Source organism: Kitasatospora sp. NPDC041917, assembly GCF_055589745.1.
The window spans coordinates 17955-37082 of record NZ_JBVJBI010000064.1 but is presented as its reverse complement, the minus strand read 5'-3'; the positions used below and the strand labels follow the sequence as shown (position 1 = coordinate 37082).

Below are 19128 nucleotides of genomic sequence, written 5' to 3'. Positions count from 1 at the left end.
CGCACCACCTGCTCCGCGAACAACCCCGACACCGTCCCCGCCGGAACCGCCCCCGAACCACCACCCCACCCCGACACGATCAGCTCACGCTCACCACCCACCAGCACATCCACCGACCCGACCGACCGCTCCGGATCCGCAACCATCGCGGCCAGCACCAGGCGCAGGCGTTCGGCCAGTGTGGCGACGGTTCCGTGGTCGAAGAGCTGGGTGGCGTAGAGGAGTTCGGCCCGTATGCCGGCGGGGTTGTTGGCGGCGTCGCGGCCCTCGGAGAAGATCAGGTTGAGGTCGAACCTGGCCGGGGCATCGGCGAAGGTCTCCGCTTCCAGCGTGACGCCCGGGAGCTGAAGCACCCCCTCGCTGTTGTTCTGCAGGACCAGCATCACCTGGAACAGCGGATGCACGGAGGCCGAACGGACCGGGTTCAGCTCCTCCACCAGCCGCTCGAACGGCACGTCCTGGTTCGTGAACGCCGCCAGATCCGCGTCACGGACCCGGCCCAACAACTCGCCGAAGGTCGGCTCACCCGACACATCCGTCCGCAGCACCAGCGTGTTCACGAAGAACCCGACCACATCGTCCAACGCCTGGTCCGAACGCCCCGCCACCACCGTCCCGATCGGAACATCCGTCCCCGCACCCAGCCGCGACAACAGAGCCGCCAACGCCGCGTGCAACACCATGAACAACGTCACACCGTGCCGACGCGCCAACCCCTCCAGCTCGGCATGCAGCTCCGCATCCAGCCCGAACTCCACCCGACCACCCGCACGCGAAACCACCCCCGACCGAGGCCGGTCCAACGGCAACGCCACCTCCTGCGGCGAATCCCGCAGCACCTCCGACCAGTACACCAACTGCTCACCCACGACCCCACCCAGCAGCTCCTGCTGCCACAGCGAGTAATCCGCGTACTGAACGGCCAACGGCTCCCACTGCGGCGCCAGCCCCGCCAACCGCGCCCGATAGGCCGACGCCACCCCCTCCCACAACGGCCTCATCGACCAACCGTCACTCGCGATGTGGTGCAAGGTCAGCACCAACACCGACTCGCCCTCGCCCTCGCCCTCGCCCTCGCCCTCGCCGAGCGTGAACAGCGCCACCCGCAACGGAAGCTCGGTCGAGAGATCGAAGGCGGCGAACGCCTCGGCCGAGATCCGCTCCGCCACCTCCTCCTCCGCGCACGGCTCGACCCGGAACGGCACCTCGACGTCGCCGGCGGGCAGCACCAGCTGGTGCGGCTGACCGTCGACCGCCGGGTAGACCGTGCGCAGGGCCTCGTGCCGGCCGACGACGTCACCGATCGCCGCACGCAGAGCCTCGACGTCCACGGCACCGTGCAGCCGGAACGCGAACGGACTGTTGTAGGCCGCCGACGCCCCCTCCAACTGGTCGAGGAACCACAACCGCTGCTGGGCGAACGACAGCGGCAGCACCTCCGGCCGCGGGCCCGCCACCAGCGCCGGACGCGCCGGGCGGCCGTCCTTCAGCTTCTCCGCCACCTTGGCGACGGTCGGGTTCCGGAACAGTTCACGGATGCCGAGCTCCGCGCCGAGCGTGCTGCGGATGCGACTGATCAGCCGGGTCGCGAGTACGGAGTGACCGCCCAGCGCGAAGAAGTTGTCGTCGATCCCCACCGACGGCACATCGAGGACCTCAGCGAAAAGGCCGCACAGGATCTCCTCCTGCACCGATCCGGGACCGCGGCCGTCCTCGGCCATGGCCTTCTGCCCGACCGTCGGTTCCTTCTGCTGAGCCATGACATCTCCCTCTGGTGCTTATCCGGCGGTGATCGATGTGCGTGACCGGACGCCCCGGCCGGGTGCTTCGTCACCTGGCCGGGGCCGTACGCGGGTGTGCGAAAGGAATGGGGAAAAGGGAATCGGGTCCGCGGGTCAGCCGACCGCGGTCGGGCGCGGCGCCAGGTCGGTCCAGTTCTGCTCGATGTACTCCAGGCAGGCCTGGCGGTCGTTCTCGCCGAAGGCCGTGGCCCAGCCGGCCGGGACCTCGATCGCGTTCGGCCACAGGGAGTGCTGGTTCTGGTCGTTGACCAGGACCACGTAGCGGCCGTCGGCGTCCTCGAACGGATTCGTCACAGCGGTGCTCCTTCTTCGCGGGGTGAATGTTCGTGGCAGGGAAAGGGACCGGCCCCGGTGGGGCGGGGTCCGGCGTGCTACGGGTGGAGGTGCGGGTCGGCCGTTCCCGGGAGCCAGACGTCCTCCGGGCCCAGCGCGGCGGGCGTGTACTTGCCCAGCGCGCTGATCAGCAGCCGCAGTTCGAAGGCGAGGCAGGAGACCAGCCGGGCGATCCCGTCCTGCGGGTCCTCGTCCGCCGCGAGCAGGGCCGCCCGGCCCAGTCCGACGGCGCGGGCGCCCAGCGCCAGGGCCTTCACGGCCCTGGCGCCCTCCCACATCCGGCCCGAGACCAGCAGGCAGTCGGAGGAGGAGCGCGGCTCCAGCCGGCGCAGGCACTCGCCCAGCGGCAGGCCCACCTGGTCGAGGAAGCTGCTGGGCGCCCAGCCGCTGCCGCCCTCGGCGCCGTCCACGGTCACCGAGTCCGCGCCGCTCTCCCGGGCCACGGCCGCCGCCTCGCGGATGTCGCGCCCGGGCGGGAGTTTCACCCAGATCCGCGCGCGCGGGTAGTTGTTGCGCATGAACCGGATCTGCTGACGCAGGATCTCCGCGGTGAACGTGCCCGGGCTGCTGGACCGCAGCACCCGGTCGTGCCCGCCGCCGAAGACGTTCTCGTCGGTGCTGTACTGGGCGGCCAGCTGGTCGGCCACGGAGCGTTTCAGCACCGTCATCCCGCCGAGGCCGGGCTTGGCGCCCTGTCCCACCTTCAGCTCGAACGCCAGCCGGCCGGACTCCAGCAGGGCCTTCGCGGCCGGGGCGCTGTAGATCTGGTTCCACACCTCGGCATCGGCGTCCTCGGTGCTCTGCTGGAACGCCAGCCCGCCCATGCCCTCGGGGAGTTCCTGCTCGTAGGCGCGCAGCCGGGCGAGCATGCTGTCGCCGGTGTCGGCGGAGCTGTCGGCGGACCGGTCCCCGGGGCTGCCGGTGGACCGGTCCTCGGGGCTGCCGGCGGAACCGTCGGCGAAGCCGTTGGTCGGCACCACGTTCTCGCCGATGACCAGCGGGATGCCCAGCCGTCCGGCCTGGCGGCTGGCCGCCAGGCCCAGCCCGGAGGAGGCCACCTGGGTGGAGCCGAAGGCCGAGACGTACACCGGCAGCGACGACCGGAACCCGCCGATGTCGGTGGCGAGTTCGACGTCGCCGTAGAGCGGCTCGCGGGCCAGGTCGGTGAGCTTCTCCAGCCGCTGGGGCATGAAGACCGGCGGGACCAGGCGCATCGCGTCCAGCACGTCCGCGCCGTGGGGCGCCGCCGGCTGCGGGACGCCGCCCGTGCCGCCGGCGCCGAACAGGGTCAGGCCGTAGCCGTCCATCGGCGGGAACGCCCCGGCGGCGCCCTCCCTGGCCCGCGACCGGATCGCGGCCTCCGGGAAGCCCGGGGCGCCGAGCACCCCGCTCACGGCGAGACCACCCCGGGGATCTTCGGGAACGGGGTGGCCTGCCAGACGGCGTCCAGCCCGGCGACGTAGCGGGTGAGCCGCTCGATGCCGATCCCGAAGCCGGCGCTGCCCGGGATCCCGTCGCGGACCATCTTCAGGTACCACTCGTACTTGGCCGGGTTCTCGCCGCTCTCGCGCATCCGGGCGATGATCCGCGCGTAGTCGAACTCCCGCTCGCTGCCGCTGATCAGCTCGCCGAAGCCTTCGGGGGCGATGAGGTCGAAGTTGCGCAGGACCTCCGGGCGCCGCGGGTCCTCGCGGTCGTAGAAGCCGCGCGAGCCCTTGGGGTAGTCGATGATGAAGAACGGCGAGTCCGACTTGTGCGAGAGCAGGCCCTCGCCCTGCCAGTCGATCTCGGCGTCGTGGTTCTGCTCGTGGCCCAGCCGGGCCAGCTCGGCCATCGCGTCGCCGTGGCTGATCCGCTCGAACGGGGCGTCGCGGGTGAGCAGCGGGGTGAAGGCGTCCGCGTCGCGGCCCAGGACGTCCAGCTCGGCGCCCATCGTCCGCACCACGCGCTCGATCGCCGCGGTCACGATGGACTGTGCCACGCCCATCGCGTCCTCCTGCGTGGCGCCGGCGATCTCCACGTCGAACTGGTGGAACTCCGCCAGGTGGCGGCCGATGTTCGCGGTCTCCAGCGGTTCGAGCCGGACGTTCGGCGCGACGTAGAACACCTTGTCGAAGGCGAGCAGCGACGCCTGCTTGTAGAGGATCGCGCTGGTCATCAGCTTGTAGCGGTGGCCGTAGAAGTCGACGTCCACCTGCTTGGCACCACGGCCGCCCGGGTCCGTCACCGGTCCGATGATCGGCGGCAGCAGCTCCACGAACCCTTCGCCGAGGAGTAGTTCGCGGCCCGCCTGGACGATCTGGTTCTGGATCCGCAGCACGGACCGGGTCACGGGGTTCTTGAGGTGGTCCGGCAGTGCACCGGGCCGTGCAGACTCGAACTCGCTGGTCAAGGGGTCTCTTCCTTCGGTTCTCTGGTCCTGCGGTTCTGGCAGGGGGTTCAGCTGGGGATCCCGGGCAGCCGGTCCAGCGTGGTGGCGGCGCGCTCGTCGAACGACCGCGCGACGTGGGACAGGGCCCGGAGCAGGTCCGCCGCGCTCATCGAGCGGTTGCCGGTGGACCGCCCGTTCGGCCGTACGGGCAGGGAGCCGGTGTGCGACCAGCGCAGCCGCCCGTCGGAGTCGATGTAGCTCCTGGCCCGTCCGGCGTTGTCCGGGTGCAGGCAGTACGGGACGTCCAGCAGCCCCCGGTTGAACGCCTCGACCAGGGCGGCGCCCACGTCCGTGTTGAGGCCGAGGACGGTGTTCACGAGCGCGGTCGCCTCCGCCAGGACCTCGCTGTCCGCGCCGGTGTCCGGCGGCGCCGATCCGCCCGCGTTCTGGGCGGCCAGCGCCGCGATCTCCAGCGCCTCGACGTTCTCCCGGACGGTCGGGATCCGGTGCGCCTCGGCCGCCGTCTTGACGATGAGCCGTTCCGCTCCGGTGCGGACGGCCAGCTCGGCGGCCTGCTCCAGCAGCAGCAGGGCGCCCGAGCGGGTGCTGGGGTAGACCCCCATGTAGTTGTAGATCACGATGTGCCAGTCGACGTCCGGCAGCAGCGCACCGGCGAGCCGGCGCAGGGCCAGCACCGCCTCCCGGTCCTGCTCGGCGTTGGTCTGCTGGGCGTAGCTCAGCGAGATGCTGCGCAGGCCGTGCCGGCGGAAGAACACGCCTTCCAGGAGGCTGATCGCCACCAGCAGGCTGGGCGGGCAGAGCTGGCCGAGCATGCAGCCGCCGAAGGTCTCGACGTGCGGTTCGATGCCGTGGTCACGGGCCCTGACCATCAGCTCGCAGGACCGTTCCCAGTTCCGCACCGCCTGGCGCAGCGGGAGGCGCCCGTACGGCAGGCAGTAGGAGACCGGGCCGCCTTCGGTGGTGTCGAGCCCCGCTTCCAGCGAGGCCGCGATGATGCCGTAGGGGCTCGCCGACCCGTGCCGCACCTGGACCGGGAAGTCGCGCTCGCGCACGCCGTCCAGCACCCGCCGGTTGGTGTCCGGGGGGTGGGTCCTGATCGGGTAGCCGTTGAGGTCGCCGCCCTCGTCGACGGCCCGCCGGGCGTCGGCGAGCTTGCCGAGCCGGGTGTAGCTGTCCAGGGTGATCGTGCCGACCGTGGTGGCGTTGGCCCCCTTGACGGCGATCAGCCCGTCCCGCATGGCCCGCGGGTCGCCGAAGCCCATGCGGGGCTGCACCACCAGGTTGCCCTGTTCGTGCGACCGTCCGACGAAGTCCGCGAACGCGTTGACCGGCCCGTCGTTCATGGGGTCGGGGCGGCGCGGAGCTCCTCCAGGACGCGGCCGGCCCGCCTCGCCTTCTCGGCGCTGAGGGCGGCGACGTACCTCTCGAACTCCGGTAGTCCGGACGACTCGTGGAAGACCGCGGAGAAGCCCGCGGACAGCAGGCGGCGCGTCATCTCGCCGCCGGCGGCCCCGCCCGCACCGGCCCGCAGCTGCTTGCCGGTGCCGAGCTTCCCGCCGATGACGATCGGTGTGTCGGCGAGCTCCGGGTCGGCGCGCAGCGCCGCGACGGCGGACAGTCCGTCGCTCTCGCCGTGGCCGTTGACGCTGCTGAGCACGATGAGGTCGGGGGCGCCGCGCCGGCACTCCGCCGCCAGTTCCCCGCCCGGCAGGCACGGGCCGAGGTTCTGCACCCGGTGCCCCCAGTCCTCCAGCTGGAGCTGGAGGAAGACCAGGTTCCAGGTGTGCGAGTCCGACTCGGTGCCGCTGACGATCACGTCCAGCGTGGCGTCCGTTCTCATCGTCGGCTCCTCTCGCGGGGATCGAGGGCGGCGATCCTGGAGGGCAGGGTCCGCCAGACCTCCGGGGTGTAGAAGTGGCCGCCGGGGAGGACGTCGTGGCGGTACTCGCCCAGCGCCAGCGTGCGCCACTGCTCGCCCGCGTTCGCCTCGATGACGTCGTCGTCGGCGCCCGACAGCATCTGCACCGGCATGCTGACGGTGGCGCCCTCGGTGTAGCGGAAGGTGTCCCGCACCCGGATGTCGGCGCGCATCAGTTCGACGCTCATCTCCTGGAGTTCGGGGTCCTCCAGGACGTGTGCCGGCATCAGGCCGTGGGTCTTCATCCAGAGCAGCAGGCCGTCGTCGTCGTCCTGCTGGGACGGGAACATGTCCCGGGGCGTGAGCCCGCGGGCCGGCGCGTTGGCCGAGGAGACGACCAGGTTCCGCGGCAGCGGCCCGCCGCCGCTCTCGATCCGCGCGGCGACGTCGAACGCCATCCAGCCGCCCATGCTGTGCCCGAAGAGCACGTAGGGGCCGTCGACGGCGGACAGCACCGCCGCGGTGGCGTCCTGGGCCAGTTCCTCCCAGTCGGTGGCGAAGTCCTCCAGGAACCTGCCCTCCCGGCCCGGGTAGCAGATCGCCGACAGGGCGATGTCGTCCGGCACGGCGTCGCCCCACAGGTGGTAGGAGGCCGTGCCGCCCCCGCAGAAGCCCAGGCAGATCAGCGTCAGGGCGGCGTCCTTGGGGCGCCGGATGCTGATGACGGTGGTGTCCTGTGCGGTGTTCACTTGCCCTCCGTCCGACGGGACGCCACGAACTCCGCCAGCGACCGCAGTTCGGGGTGCTGGTAGACCTCCTTCGTGGACACGGTGATGCCGAACTGCTTCTTCAGCCGGCCGATGACGCGCAGCGCGATGAGCGAATGGCCACCCAGCGAGAAGAAGTTGTCGGTGGGGCTGATCCGCTGGCGGCCGAGCACCTCGGCCCACACGCCGGCGATCAGGGTCTCGAACTCGCCCTGCGGCTCGTCCCCCGGCTCCTGTTCGCCGTCGGCCCACAGGGCCTCGTCCACGGCGGGCAGGGCCCGGTGGTCCACCTTGCCGTTCACGCTCAGCGGCATGGTGTCGAGCGTGACGAACGCCGAGGGGACCATGAACGACGGCAGCACGCCGCCGAGGTGCTCCTGGAGTTCCCGGGCGCGCGGGACGCTCCCGCCCTCCGGGACGACGTAGCCGACCAGTTGGTCGCCGGCGGTCTCGGTGGCGTGCAGGACGACGGCGGCGGTCCTGACCTCCGGGTGCGCGGCGAGCGCCGCCTCGATCTCGCCGAGTTCCACCCGGTAGCCGCGGATCTTGATCTGCCGGTCGACCCGGCCCAGGTAGTCGATGGTGCCGTCGGGGCGCAGCCGCACCCGGTCGCCCGTGCGGTACATCCGGCGGCCGGTACCGGCCGGGTCGGCGACGAAGCGCTGAGCGGTCAGCGCGGGCCGGCCGACGTAGCCGATGGTCACGGAGGGCCCGGCCAGGTAGAGCTCGCCCGGCTCGCCGGCGGCCGCGGGGCGCAGCCCTTCGTCGAGCACGTGGGCGGTGAACCCGGGCAGCGCGCGGCCGATGTGCGGGCCCGCGCCGGTGATCCAGGCCGCGGTGGCGTCCACGGTGCACTCGGTGGGGCCGTACAGGTTGATCGCCTCGACCGTCCCGGCGTCGCGGGCTTCGCCCAGCTCGCGCCAGACCTCCGCCGGTACCGGCTCGCCGCCCATGAACAGCCGCAGGACGCGGCCGTCGGCGGTGGGGGCGAGGAGGGCCTCGCGCAGCACCTCCCAGTGCGAGGGCGTCAGGTCCAGGTCGTCGACGGCGTGCTCGTCCAGCAGGGCGCGCAGCACGGCCGGGTCGGTGCGCTCGTTCTCGCCGATCACCACGATGCTGTCGCCCCGGCAGATCCGGGCCCACTGCTGGACGGAGGCGTCGAAGGAGATGCTCGCGTTCCAGGCCACCGTGCGCGGCCGGTCGGCGTAGAAGCCCGCCTCTTCGAGGTCGGCGGCGAGCGCGGCCACGCCGCCCCGGGTGGCCTCCACGCCCTTCGGCGTTCCGGTCGAGCCGGAGGTGTAGATCACGTACGCCGGGTCCGCCGGGGAGGTCTCGGCCGCCGGCGCGTCCGGAGTCGCGGTCGGCGCGGCGAGGGCGTCGGCGAGGGTGATGACGTCGACGCCGGTGGGCCACGTCGGCCCGTTGCCGGGCCCCGCCAGGACGGTCCGCAGGTCGGCGCCGGCCACCATGTGGGCGAGGCGGTCCTGCGGGTAGGCGGGGTCCAGCGGCACGTAGGCGGCGCCGACGTGCCACACGGCGAGCAGGGCGACGACGAGGTCCGCGCCGCGGTGCATGCTGACGCCCACCCGGGCGCCGCGTCCGAGGCCGCGCTCGGCCAGCTGTGCGGCCAACCGGCGTACGTCGTGGTCGAGTTCGGCGAAGGTCAGGGTGCGGTCGGTCCCGCGCACGGCCAGCCGGTCCGGGGTGGACGCGACGGCCCGCCGGAACCGGACGATCGGGTCGACCGTCACGGTCGGGGCCGCCGGGGCCAGGGGCTCCTCGGTGATGCTCACGCGGCACCGCCGTTGCCCGCCGCGGCCGGCACGGTGGGCCGGCACTCGTCGAGGTCGACCGGGTTGCCCATGGCGACGACGATCTTGCGGTCGCCCCGGAACGGGTCGCGGCCGTGGGCCGTGAGCACGTTGTCGACGAGCATGACGTCACCGGGCTGCCAGGTCTGACGCACCGTCGCCTCGGCGTAGGCGGTGTTGATGATGTCGAGCTCGTCCCGGGTCAGGGGCTTCCCGTCGGCCACTCCGGTTTCGAACGGCAGGCCGTCCGCGCCGAATTCGTCCACGAGCGTCTCGCGGAGCTCCTCGTCCAATGACCAGGAATTCCAGAAGGCCATGTGATTGAACCAGACCTCCTCGTCGGTCGCCGGGTGCCGGATGATTCCGGGCCGCCGTTGCGCGGTCCTCAGATTCCCCTCGTCGTCCCAGTGGCAGGAGATCAGGTTCTCCGAGCAGTACTGCTCGACGTCCTCCCGGCGCTCGGTCGCGAATGCCTTCTCCCAGCTCACGGAGATGTGCTCGGAGTAACTCCGGTGCAGGGTCCAGCCGTTGGCGCGGATCCGCTCGACGAGCGGGGCGGGCAGTTTCCGCAGCACCTCCCGGCAGTCCGCGACCGGCGTCGCCCCGCCCTCCTCCGGGGCGATCAGGCAGGCGAACATCAGCAGCCCGGGGAACGTGAGGGTGTAGCTGTTCTCGTTGTGCATCCGGATCGACTGGGCCGGCGGCAGATCGGTGGACGAGTAGACGTCGTTGCCGAAGCTGCTGCGCGGCGTCGCCTTCTCCCGGTAGGGCGTCCGCTGCGGGACGAGGACGTCCCGCACGAGTGCGAAGTCCTCGACGGAGGCGACCGGAAGCCCGCGCAGGTACAGCGCGCCGTACCTTTGAAGCGCGGTACGGATGTCGGGCAGGAGCGCGTTCAGCCACGCGCAGGCCTCGTCGGTACCTTCGAATCGAGGGACGACGAGGGTGGCCGGCTTGCCCTTCTCAAGGGTCCAGTCCAGCTCTTGTGGCGCAGTTCTTGCAGAAGACATGACTCGATGCACCTTCCTCATGACGGAGCGCGACGGCATGGTGCCGCGGTCGCCCCAGGGCAGTTGGATCGCGATCAGAACCTCTGAACCGAGAACACGGTCATCGACCCCGCGGGGTCGTCGTGCCGGGTCGCCGGGACATGCGTGCGGCCCGAATCCGGGGCCGGCCACTGAAGGGTTCGGCAGGGCGGCGACTTCCGCTGCCGGCGGCGAATGGGCAGCACAAGAGCCCGGCTTTCCGACGCCTGTTCACGCGTCGACGAGCCGCTATCGCCGGGCCGTCACACCATCGGCCGCACCTGCGGGCCACCGGTACCGCGTCTCCGACCGGAGAACGGCGGGATGCCGTCCGGCACTCCCGCACACCGATCCATCCCCCCCTCCCGAGTGCTCACCTTCGGGTACGCGGAATTCGCGTCCCCGGCGTCGTTCCCCCGAGTTCGCCGAGGCGGGTGTACTGATACCCATCGCCTCCGCCTTGACCGTGCGCGGCCAATCAGATCACATCAACGCGCCGTCATGGAAGAAGTCGTGGAGGCAAGTTCGCAGCTTTCATACGGCATTCACGTCACCGACGGTGACGAATCCACCACCGTTTCAGGTGATTCCGGTGCTGGGGGCGGCCGTCGCCCATACGGCAACACCGGCAACACCGGCACCAGGCACCGGCCGGCCGGATCCCCGGGCGGGCGCGCTCAGGCCCGGCCGAGGACGCGGTCGACGGTGATCTCGATGACCACCCGGTCCGGGTTGACCCGCGGCTCCCGGTAGCGCTCGGCGTAGCGGCGCTCCGCCTCGGCGACCTGCTCGGGCTCGTCGCGGACCACCGCCACCCCCTCCAGGGTCGACCAACGGGCCCGGTCCACCTGGCAGACCGCGACCCGCTGGCCCCCGGGCCCGGCCTCGGCGACGTTGCGGGCCTTGCGACTGGTGCGGCTGGTGATCACCCGGGCGGTGCCCGTCTCCGGCTGGTACGTCACACCCACCGGCACCACGTGCGGCGTGCCGTCCGGGCGGGTGGTGGTCAGCGTGGAGATGTGCCGCTCCCGCCAGAAGGCGAGGAAGGAGTCGTCGAGGTCGCGCGGGTCATGGGCCATGATCGCGATGGTACGGCCCCCGGGGAACGGGCGTTCCCCGGGGGCGTACGGGCGGGGCGTCAGTGCCCGCGCGCGATCCACTCCGGCAGGGCCGGGGCCTCGGCGCCGATGGTGGTCGGGTCGCCGTGGCCGGTGCGCACCACGGTCTCGGCCGGGAGCGTCAGGAGCCGCTCGCGGATCGAGTCGACGATCGTCGGGAAGTGCGAGAACGACCGGCCGGTGGCTCCCGGCCCCCCGTGGAACAGGGTGTCGCCGGTGAAGACGGTGCCCAGCCCGGGCGCGTACAGGCAGACCGCGCCCGGCGCGTGCCCCGGGGTGTGCAGCACGGTCAGCTCGGTGCCGGCCACCTCGATCCGCCCGCCGTCGGCCAGTTCGCCGTCCGGCAGCCGCTCGGGGTGGGTGAGCTTCCACAGCGGAAGGTCGTCCGGGTGCAGCAGGATCGGCGCACCGGTGCGGTCGGCGAGCGCCGGGGCCGCGTCGATGTGGTCGTTGTGCGCGTGGGTGGAGACGATCGCCAGCAGCCGGCGCCCGCCGAGCGCGGCCTCGATGGCCTCGGCGTCGTGCGCGGCGTCGATCACCACCGCCTCCTCGTCGTTCCCGACGATCCAGACGTTGTTCTCCACCTCCCAGCTGCCGCCGTCGAGCTCGAAGGTCCCGGCGGTCACCAGCCGGTCGATGCGGGCCGAGGTCACAGGACCACCACCGAACGCAGGACGTCGCCCTGGTGCATGCGCTCGAAGGCCTGCTCCACGGCGTCGAGCCCGATGGTCTCGGTGACGAAGGCGCCGAGGTCCAGGCGGCCCTGGAGGTAGAGGTCGATCAGCATCGGGAAGTCCCGCGAGGGCAGGCAGTCTCCGTACCAGGAGGACTTCAGCGCGCCGCCGCGGCCGAAGACGTCGAGCAGCGGGAGCTCCAGCGTCATCTCCGGGGTCGGCACGCCGACCAGGACGACGGTGCCGGCCAGGTCCCGGGCGTAGAAGGCCTGCTTGTAGGTCTCCGGCCGGCCGACCGCCTCGACCACCACGTCCGCGCCGTTGCCGCCGGTCAGCTCGCGGATCGCCTCGACCGGGTCGGTGGTGCGGGAGTTGACGGTGTGGGTGGCGCCCAGCCCGCGGGCGGTCTCCAGCTTGCGGTCGTCGATGTCCACCGCGATGATCTTCGCCGCGCCCGCCAGCCGGGAGCCCATCACGGCCGCGCCGCCGACGCCGCCGCAGCCGATCACCGCGACCGAGTCGCCCCGGCCCACGTTGCCGGTGTTGATCGCGGCACCGAGGCCCGCCATCACGCCGCAGCCCAGCAGGCCCGCGACGGCCGGGTCGGCCGCCGGGTCCACCTTGGTGCACTGGCCGGCCGCGACCAGGGTCTTCTCGGCGAACGCGCCGATGCCCAGGGCCGGGGACAGCTCGGTGCCGTCCAGGAGCGTCATCCGCTGCTTCGCGTTGTGGGTGTTGAAGCAGTACTGCGAGCGGCCCCGCTTGCACGCGCGGCACTGGCCGCACACCGCACGCCAGTTGAGGACCACGAAGTCACCGGGCCCGACCTCGGTGACGCCCTCGCCGACCGACTCCACGATGCCCGCGGCCTCGTGGCCGAGCAGGAACGGGAACTCGTCGTTGATGCCGCCCTCCCGGTAGTGGAGGTCGGTGTGGCAGACGCCGCACGCCTGGATCCGGACCACCGCCTCGCCCGGGCCAGGGTCCGGCACCACGATCGTGGTCACCTCCACGGGCGCGCCCTTGGCGCGCGCGATGACTGCCTTGACCTGCTGGGGCATCCGATTCCACCTCCGTCTGCCGGTGCGGCTCTGCACCGGCGTGACCTGCGACAACACGACTGCAAGACGAACTGCCCACGAAGCGTATCGCCCGCCCGGCCGGTCACCGGCGGAGCGTCCCGGGCGATCCGACGTGACGTGGTGTGATACGGCTCACCGGACCTGCCGACGGCGTGTCCGACACCGCCGCGCCGGCTCACGGACCCTCCCCGCGGCATGTGCCGCCCGGGTATCCGCCGAGCGCCCGGGGACCGCCCGGCGCGGCCCTGTCGACAGGGGCGCACGGGCGTCGCCGAGCGCCTGTCAGCACGCCCCGAAGTGCCCGGAAAGCACCGGCGTTGGCTGGAAGTGCCGCAGACGGGCGCCCCGCCACCCACGTACGGTCGTAGCTGAGACGGTCCACGCGACCACGCTCAGCACACCCGCCCCACCCGTCGGCGCGCGACCGCGCACCGACCGCGCCGGGTGCGCACCGACCGTGCACCCGCGCACATTTCGCGCCACACCCCGTAGGAGCCCGACCGAACCCCGGCCCGTGTCGAGCCGCCAGCCGGCCGCATCACCCGTCCCCCGCACGATCCCCGGATTCACCCCCCGTCGGGTCGCGTCCCGCGGCCCACCGCCCTGGAGTCTGGAGTACGGATGTCCACCGAGAACAGTGCGACCAGCGCCGGCACCGCCCCGCTCCCCCCGCTGCACTGCATGCGCCAACTCGAACCCGGCCCGCCCCGCCTCGCCGCGCTGCCCACCGGCACGCCGGTCTGGCTGGTCAGCCGGCACGCCGACGTGCGCCAGGTGCTGACCGACCCGCGACTGGGCCGCGCCCCGCTCTACGCGCCGGACGCCCCGCCGATCACGGTCACGCCGAACATCCTCGACGACCCGCAGAGCATGCTGAACATCGACGGCACCGACCACCAGCGGCTGCGCCGCACCGTGCAGCGGGCCTTCACCCCGCGCGCGATCGAACGCTGGCGGCCCTGGGTGGCGTCGGTGGTCGAGTCGCTGATCGACGAGCTGATCGACCACGGCTCCCCCGCCGACATCATCGCCGGCTACTCCCGCCCGCTGCCCGTCGCCGTGATCAGCCGGCTGATGGGCCTGGACAACCTGGACAGCAAGCGGCTCGCGCACTGGAGCGACCACGCGCTCTCCACCACCGCCCACAGCGCCGAGGCGATCGTCACCGCGATGACCGAGTTCGCCGCCTTCGGCGCCGAGGTGATCGCCGAACGCCGGGCCGCCCCCGGCGAGGACCTGGTCAGCGGGCTGCTCGCGGCCGCCGCCGAGGACGGCTCGATCACCGAGGGCCAGCTGGTCGTCCTGGTCATCGGCCTGGTCGTGGCCGGCCACGAGACCACCATGACCAGCCTCGGCAACGCCCTGGTCTACCTGCTCCAGGACGGCCGCGACGCCTGGCGGCGGCTCTCCTCCGACGAGGCCAGCGCCGCCGCCGCGACCGAGCAGCTGCTGCGCGCCGTCCCGCTCGGCGACCGCCAGGAGCACATGCCCGGACTGATGCGCCGCACCGTCGAGGACGTCGAGATCGGCGGTGTGGTCATCCCGGCCGGCAGCGTGGTCGCCGCCGACGCGAACGCCGCCAACCACGACCCGGAGGCCTTCACCGGGGACCTGCGCACCGAGCTGTTCTCCCCGCTGGCCGCCCCCATGCTCACCTTCGGCGCCGGGCCGCACCACTGCCTGGGCGCCTGGCTGGCCCGGATGGAGCTGGAACTCGCCCTGCACCGGCTGGCCCGCCGGCTGCCCGCCCTGCGGCTGGCCGACCCGGTCGGCCGGATCGACTGGCGGCGCGGCCTGCTCACCCGCAGCCCGAACTCCCTGCGGGTGGAGTGGTGACGGGCCGCGCGGACACCGAGCCGGTGGTCGTCCGGGTCGACCGCGACCGCTGCATCGGCTCCGGGATGTGCGCCCTCAGCGCCCCCGACTCGCTGGTCCTCGGCTCCGACGGGCTGGCCGCACCGCTGGCCGAGTACGCGGACGGCGGCGCGGAGCCGACGGACGGGCTGACCGAGGCGGTGGACTTCTGCCCGGTCGAGGCGCTCAGCCTCCACTCGGCGCGCGGCGGCTACCGGATCGCCCCCGCCGAGTGAACGCGCCCGGTGGTGCCCGCCGCGACGACCGCGACGGGCACCACCGGCGGTTCCGAGGGCCCGGGCGCCGGCGTCGGCCGTCGCACCCCGGCCGGCTACCTCCGCCCGGCGACCGGGCCGCAGGCCAGCACGGCGCGCAGCTCGGCGGCCGGGTCGCCCTCGTGGTACGGGCGTTCGCTCGGCTCGATGTGGTCCAGGAACTCCTGGTAGCGCAGCGCGTAGGACAAGTGGTAGAGCGGCTCGGCGAGTTCGAGGGCCCGGCGCGGGTCCGAGCCGGGGGCGTGGCGCCGCCAGGCCTCCGCCCAGACCGCGGCGTGGTGCTGCCAGGCCTCCGGGCCGAGGTAGGCGCGGGGGCGCAGCCCGTCCAGGGCCGGATGGCCGAGGCAGGAGTCGGCGTAGTCGACGACCACCGTGCTCCCGCCGTCGGAACGCCAGTTGCCGGGGTGGAAGTCGCCGTGCAGCAGGGTCTCCGGCAGGCCGCAGGCGGCGAGTCGGTCCAGCAGCCCGGGCAGGTCGGCGGCGAAGCCGGCCAGGCGGTCCAGCTCCTCGGGCGTCAGGTCGGTCTCCTCCGCGAGCCGGTCCAGCAGGGCCGTCAGCTGGGCCGCCAGGGCGCGCGGGGTGCGGTCGCGCAGTGCGGCCAGGTCGTCCGGACGGCCGGCGAGCGCGGCCTGCGCGGCGACGAGCCGGGGGACGACGTCGGCGACGGTCCCGGCGGAGGGGTTCCAGCAGTCCTCGCCGGGGACGTGGTCGAGCAGCAGCCGCCCACCGGAGGGGTCGGCGGCGAGGACGGTCGGGACGAGCGTGCGGTCGACGCCGCCGAGCAGCGCGATGACCTCGCCCTCGTGGGCGTTGAACGCCGGCGTCGTGGTCTTCAGCCAGGCGTCCACTCCGGTCGCGGTGGGGAGGCGGAAGAGGCCGGAGAGGTTCCAGGTCCGGATCTGCCGGGCGGGCCCGGCCGCCGGGCGACCGACGGCGGCGAGTTCCGCCTCCGCCCAGTCCAGCGCCGACCGCAGCCCTTCCGGCGTGGCCCAGGCGGCGCGGCGCTCGGCGGGGCCGAGCAGCGCGGCCGTCCCGGCTTCCGGGGGCCGGGAGTCGAGCGCCCTCGGCCGCTCGCTCGCCTCGGCGTGGTAGCGCACCCGCCCGCCGTGGCCCGGCTCCTCGCTCCGCCCGTCGACCAGCCGCGCCACCAGCACCGGCACCCCGGCCGACGCCGCCGCCCGCGCGACCACCTCGTCCACGGAGGACCACCAGCCGAGCTCCACCTCGAAGGGCCCCAGCTGCCCGAAGTACTCGTCGCCGTAGGTGAGATCGACCGTCACGGTCCGGTTGCTCGCTCGCTGCATCGGAGCAGCTTCGCCCACCGGGGCGGGCCCGTGCCAACGGTTTTCCGCCCGCACCGGCCGGAACACCGCCGCCCGCACCGGCCGGAGCACCGCCGCCCGGGCCCGTTCGCGTGCCGCCGCCCGGGCCTGCTCCCGGTCGGACACGAGGGACTTCGCCCGGCGACGGCCCTCTCCGCACGGGATACGGCGGCCCACCGGCCGTTGCGGGGCTAACCTGGGCCGGTGACACGGCGATCCAGCACGGTGGTGCTGATGTGCGGTCTGCCCGGAGCGGGCAAGACCACGTTTGCGATGGGCCTCGTCCAGCAGGGCTACGCGCGGCTGTCGATCGACGAGGGAGTGTGGGAGCGGCTCGGGCGGTGCGACGCCGGGCTGGTCCTGCCGCAGGAGGAGTTCGACCGGCTCAAGGACGAGATCCGGCGTGAACAGCTGGTGGAGCTGGTCGAGTTGATGCGCGACGGGCGCGACGTGGTGGTGGACTACACCTTCCGCAGCCGCGCCGCCCGGGACACCTACAAGGCGCTGGTGGAAAGGCACGGCTGCCGCTGGGAGCTGGTCCACCTCAAGGCCGACCGGGCGACGCTGGAGCGCCGCCTGGCGGTCCGCAACGAACAGCGCGGCGCCAACTCCGTCACCGTGAGCGCGGAACTGTTCGACCGCTACTTCATCGGCTTCGAGGAGCCCCGGGGCGAGGGCGAGCAGGTCCTGCTCCAGCCCCCGCCGTCCTGAGGCCCGGAATCGCTAGCCGATCGCCACGGCCGTGCCGGAGACCCGTACCCGGGTGTCCTCCGCCCGCAGCTCGACCCGCAGGACGCCCGGGCGGCCCAGGTCCTCGCCCTGGTGGAGCGTCAGCACCGCCGGGGCCGTCACCGCGCCGAGCTCCCGCAGGTACGCGCCGAAGGCGGCAGCGGCGGCGCCGGTGGCCGGGTCCTCGACCACGCCGCCGACCGGGAACGGGGCGCGGACGTGGAAGACCTCGGGGGCCTCCCGCCAGGCGAGCTGCAGGGTGACCAGGTCGCGGGCGCGCATGTACGCGGCGAGGCCGTCGAAGTCGTAGTCGAGCCGGGCCAGCCGCTCGCGGGTGGCGACCGGCAGGACGAGGTGCCGGGCGCCCGCGTAGGCGACGCGGGGCGGCAGGACCGGGTCGAGGTCGTCGGCGGACCAGCCGAGCAGGGCGAGCGCCTGCGCCACGTCGGCCGCCGGCACCTCCTCGACCTTCGGCTCGACACTGGTGAGGGTGGCGCGCAGCAGCCCGTCGGCCCCGCGCTCGACCTCGACCGGGACGTCCCCGGCCGCGGTCGCGAAGACGTACCGTCCGGGGCCGGTGTGCTCGGCGAGGGCGACGGCGGAGCCGACCGTCGCGTGCCCGCAGAACGGCACCTCGGCGAGCGGGCTGAAGTACCGCACCCGGTAGGTGCCTTCGGCCGGGCCGGCGGTCAGGAAGGCGGTCTCGGAGTACCCGACCTCGGCGGCGACGGCGAGCATCCGCTCGTCGGTCAGTCCGGTGGCGTCGAGCACCACGCCGGCCGGGTTGCCGCCCTCGGGGCGGGTGGCGAAGGCGGCGTAGCGGAGAATCTCGGGAGTGGCGTCGTCGATCATGACCGGACGAACGCGCCGGGTGCGCGGACTGTTCCCGCCCACCGCGGCGCTTCCTCGTTCCGCGGCTGCTCCTCCCACCTCGGCGCCTCCGCTCACCGCAGCACCGCCTCCAGGAAGTCCGAGCCGAGCCGGGCGCTGCCCGCCAGGTCCAGCTCGTAGAGCATGTACCGCCCGCGCCGCCTGGTGGTGAGCAGCCCGGCCCTGCGCAGGACCGCCAGGTGCCGGGACACCTCGGGCGCGCTGAGCTGCCAGGCCGAGGCCAGTTCGCCGGTGGTGTGCGGGCCGCGGGCCATGGTGCGGGCGAGGCGCAGCCGCACGGGGTGGGCGAGCGCCTCCAGGCGCTGCTGGACGAGGGCGAGCGAGACGGGCTCGGGCAGGCCCGCCTCGGCGACGGGGTACTGGAGGACGGGCCGCCGGCCGCGCGCGTGCACCACCAGGAGGTGCGGGCGCCCGAAGGCGGTGGGGATGAAGGTGACGCCCCCGGCGTCGGTGCCGCTGGTGGTGTTGTCCTGGAGCTTGTCGATGACGATCCGGCGCCGCCCGTCCCCGCCCTGGTCGAGGGAGACGGAGGGCGAGACGTCGGCGAGCGCCTCGGCGAGGCCGCGGCGGGCGAGCAGGTCGGCCTTGCGCCGGGCGTCGGCGGCGAGGTCGGGCAGGACGCGCTGCCAGGCGTCGGCGAAGAACGCGGACCGGCAGTCCTCCAGCAACCGCCGCACCAGGCCCCGGACGGCCGGCGGGTCGGCGAGCAGCCGGTCGGCGAAGGCGGCCTGCCGGGGGCCGCGGGCGAGGGCGCGTTCCCGGGCCCGCTCGTTGGCCTCCGGGTCGGTGAGCGGGGAACCCATCCGCCGGGTCAGCCGGGAGGAGCCGCAGGTGGTGATGAGGGCGGCGGCGACGTACAGCTCGTCGTCGATCCGGTCGACGGCGTCGAGCTCCTCGGCGAGGGTGGCGCCGGGCAGGCCGGGCACGAGGAAGTCGGCGCGCGAGGAGCGCCAGAGGAAGTCGGCCTCCAGCAGCCGCTCGGACAGCTCGGGCGGGATCACGGTGGCGGTGCAGCCGGCCCAGCCCTGCAGCGCGGGGTGGTGCGCGGGCTCGGCGAGCACGTGCAGCATGGCGTTCAGCTCGTCGGGCAGGCCCGTGATGTCGATGGTCAAACTCACACCGGGGATCCTGCCACCCGCCGTCGACCGGGCTCCCGCGGATTGACGGGAAGCGTCAATCCGCGTGCCCCGCG

At 73.3% G+C, this 19128-nt stretch carries 18 protein-coding genes; 3 read left to right on the top strand and 15 right to left on the bottom strand.

Features of this window, described 5'->3' with window-relative positions:
• The 12 genes from ACZ6EM_RS38375 to ACZ6EM_RS38320 all read right to left on the bottom strand — a co-directional run.
• A partial coding sequence (locus ACZ6EM_RS38375) for a condensation domain-containing protein (RefSeq protein ID WP_465774486.1) occupies positions 1-1760 on the bottom strand: 1760 nt, incomplete at its 3' end.
• A 135-nt stretch (positions 1761-1895) separates the two neighbouring features.
• A complete protein-coding gene (locus ACZ6EM_RS38370; protein ID WP_359900357.1) occupies positions 1896-2096 on the bottom strand; it encodes an MbtH family protein in 201 nt (66 codons plus the stop codon).
• A 77-nt stretch (positions 2097-2173) separates the two neighbouring features.
• Positions 2174-3529 carry a glutamate synthase-related protein gene (locus ACZ6EM_RS38365; RefSeq protein WP_465774485.1) on the bottom strand — a complete coding sequence of 452 codons (1356 nt, stop codon included), beginning with the start codon at positions 3527-3529 and terminating at the stop codon, positions 2174-2176.
• Entirely contained in the window at positions 3526-4527 is a 1002-nt protein-coding gene (locus ACZ6EM_RS38360; protein ID WP_401051986.1) for an asparagine synthetase A, read from the bottom strand. Before ACZ6EM_RS38360 ends, ACZ6EM_RS38365 begins: the two co-directional genes overlap by 4 nt.
• Before the next feature lie 47 nt (positions 4528-4574).
• Entirely contained in the window at positions 4575-5870 is a 1296-nt protein-coding gene (locus ACZ6EM_RS38355) for a methylaspartate mutase (RefSeq protein WP_465774484.1), read from the bottom strand.
• Positions 5867-6367 (bottom strand): cobalamin B12-binding domain-containing protein, encoded by a 501-nt coding sequence (locus ACZ6EM_RS38350; RefSeq protein ID WP_401052767.1) that lies wholly within the window; start codon positions 6365-6367, stop codon positions 5867-5869. Before ACZ6EM_RS38350 ends, ACZ6EM_RS38355 begins: the two co-directional genes overlap by 4 nt.
• Positions 6364-7134 carry a thioesterase II family protein gene (locus tag ACZ6EM_RS38345; protein ID WP_359900347.1) on the bottom strand — a complete coding sequence of 257 codons (771 nt, stop codon included), beginning with the start codon at positions 7132-7134 and terminating at the stop codon, positions 6364-6366. The genes ACZ6EM_RS38350 and ACZ6EM_RS38345 overlap by 4 nt, the downstream gene beginning before the upstream one ends.
• On the bottom strand, positions 7131-8945 hold the full coding sequence (locus tag ACZ6EM_RS38340) for a non-ribosomal peptide synthetase (protein ID WP_465774483.1): 1815 nt from the start codon (positions 8943-8945) through the stop codon (positions 7131-7133). Before ACZ6EM_RS38340 ends, ACZ6EM_RS38345 begins: the two co-directional genes overlap by 4 nt.
• Positions 8942-9973 (bottom strand): TauD/TfdA family dioxygenase, encoded by a 1032-nt coding sequence (locus ACZ6EM_RS38335; protein WP_401052761.1) that lies wholly within the window; start codon positions 9971-9973, stop codon positions 8942-8944. The genes ACZ6EM_RS38340 and ACZ6EM_RS38335 overlap by 4 nt, the downstream gene beginning before the upstream one ends.
• Before the next feature lie 695 nt (positions 9974-10668).
• Positions 10669-11070: a pyridoxamine 5'-phosphate oxidase family protein gene (locus ACZ6EM_RS38330; RefSeq protein WP_359900341.1), complete on the bottom strand. Its 402-nt coding sequence runs from the start codon at positions 11068-11070 to the stop codon at positions 10669-10671.
• A gap of 59 nt (positions 11071-11129) precedes the next feature.
• On the bottom strand, positions 11130-11762 hold the full coding sequence (locus ACZ6EM_RS38325) for an MBL fold metallo-hydrolase (protein ID WP_401045877.1): 633 nt from the start codon (positions 11760-11762) through the stop codon (positions 11130-11132).
• Positions 11759-12844: an S-(hydroxymethyl)mycothiol dehydrogenase gene (locus ACZ6EM_RS38320; RefSeq protein WP_401045879.1), complete on the bottom strand. Its 1086-nt coding sequence runs from the start codon at positions 12842-12844 to the stop codon at positions 11759-11761. Before ACZ6EM_RS38320 ends, ACZ6EM_RS38325 begins: the two co-directional genes overlap by 4 nt.
• Before the next feature lie 642 nt (positions 12845-13486).
• On the opposite strand from ACZ6EM_RS38320, the gene ACZ6EM_RS38315 reads away from it, so the two are divergent.
• Complete coding sequence (locus ACZ6EM_RS38315) at positions 13487-14701, top strand: cytochrome P450 (protein ID WP_401045881.1); 1215 nt, start codon at positions 13487-13489, stop codon at positions 14699-14701.
• Positions 14698-14955: a ferredoxin gene (locus ACZ6EM_RS38310; protein WP_359900334.1), complete on the top strand. Its 258-nt coding sequence runs from the start codon at positions 14698-14700 to the stop codon at positions 14953-14955. Before ACZ6EM_RS38315 ends, ACZ6EM_RS38310 begins: the two co-directional genes overlap by 4 nt.
• Before the next feature lie 95 nt (positions 14956-15050).
• On the opposite strand, the gene ACZ6EM_RS38305 is transcribed toward ACZ6EM_RS38310, so the two are convergent.
• Complete coding sequence (locus tag ACZ6EM_RS38305) at positions 15051-16298, bottom strand: aminoglycoside phosphotransferase family protein (RefSeq protein ID WP_401045885.1); 1248 nt, start codon at positions 16296-16298, stop codon at positions 15051-15053.
• Positions 16299-16520: 222 nt separating this feature from the next.
• On the opposite strand from ACZ6EM_RS38305, the gene ACZ6EM_RS38300 reads away from it, so the two are divergent.
• The gene (locus ACZ6EM_RS38300) at positions 16521-17027 is read left to right on the top strand and encodes a P-loop nucleotide/nucleoside kinase family protein (protein ID WP_401045887.1); all 507 of its coding nucleotides are present in this window, start codon (positions 16521-16523) and stop codon (positions 17025-17027) included.
• A 12-nt stretch (positions 17028-17039) separates the two neighbouring features.
• On the opposite strand, the gene ACZ6EM_RS38295 is transcribed toward ACZ6EM_RS38300, so the two are convergent.
• Complete coding sequence (locus ACZ6EM_RS38295) at positions 17040-17897, bottom strand: PhzF family phenazine biosynthesis protein (protein WP_401045890.1); 858 nt, start codon at positions 17895-17897, stop codon at positions 17040-17042.
• A 92-nt stretch (positions 17898-17989) separates the two neighbouring features.
• Entirely contained in the window at positions 17990-19054 is a 1065-nt protein-coding gene (locus ACZ6EM_RS38290; RefSeq protein WP_465774481.1) for a DUF5937 family protein, read from the bottom strand.
• Positions 19055-19128: the final 74 nt, after the last annotated feature.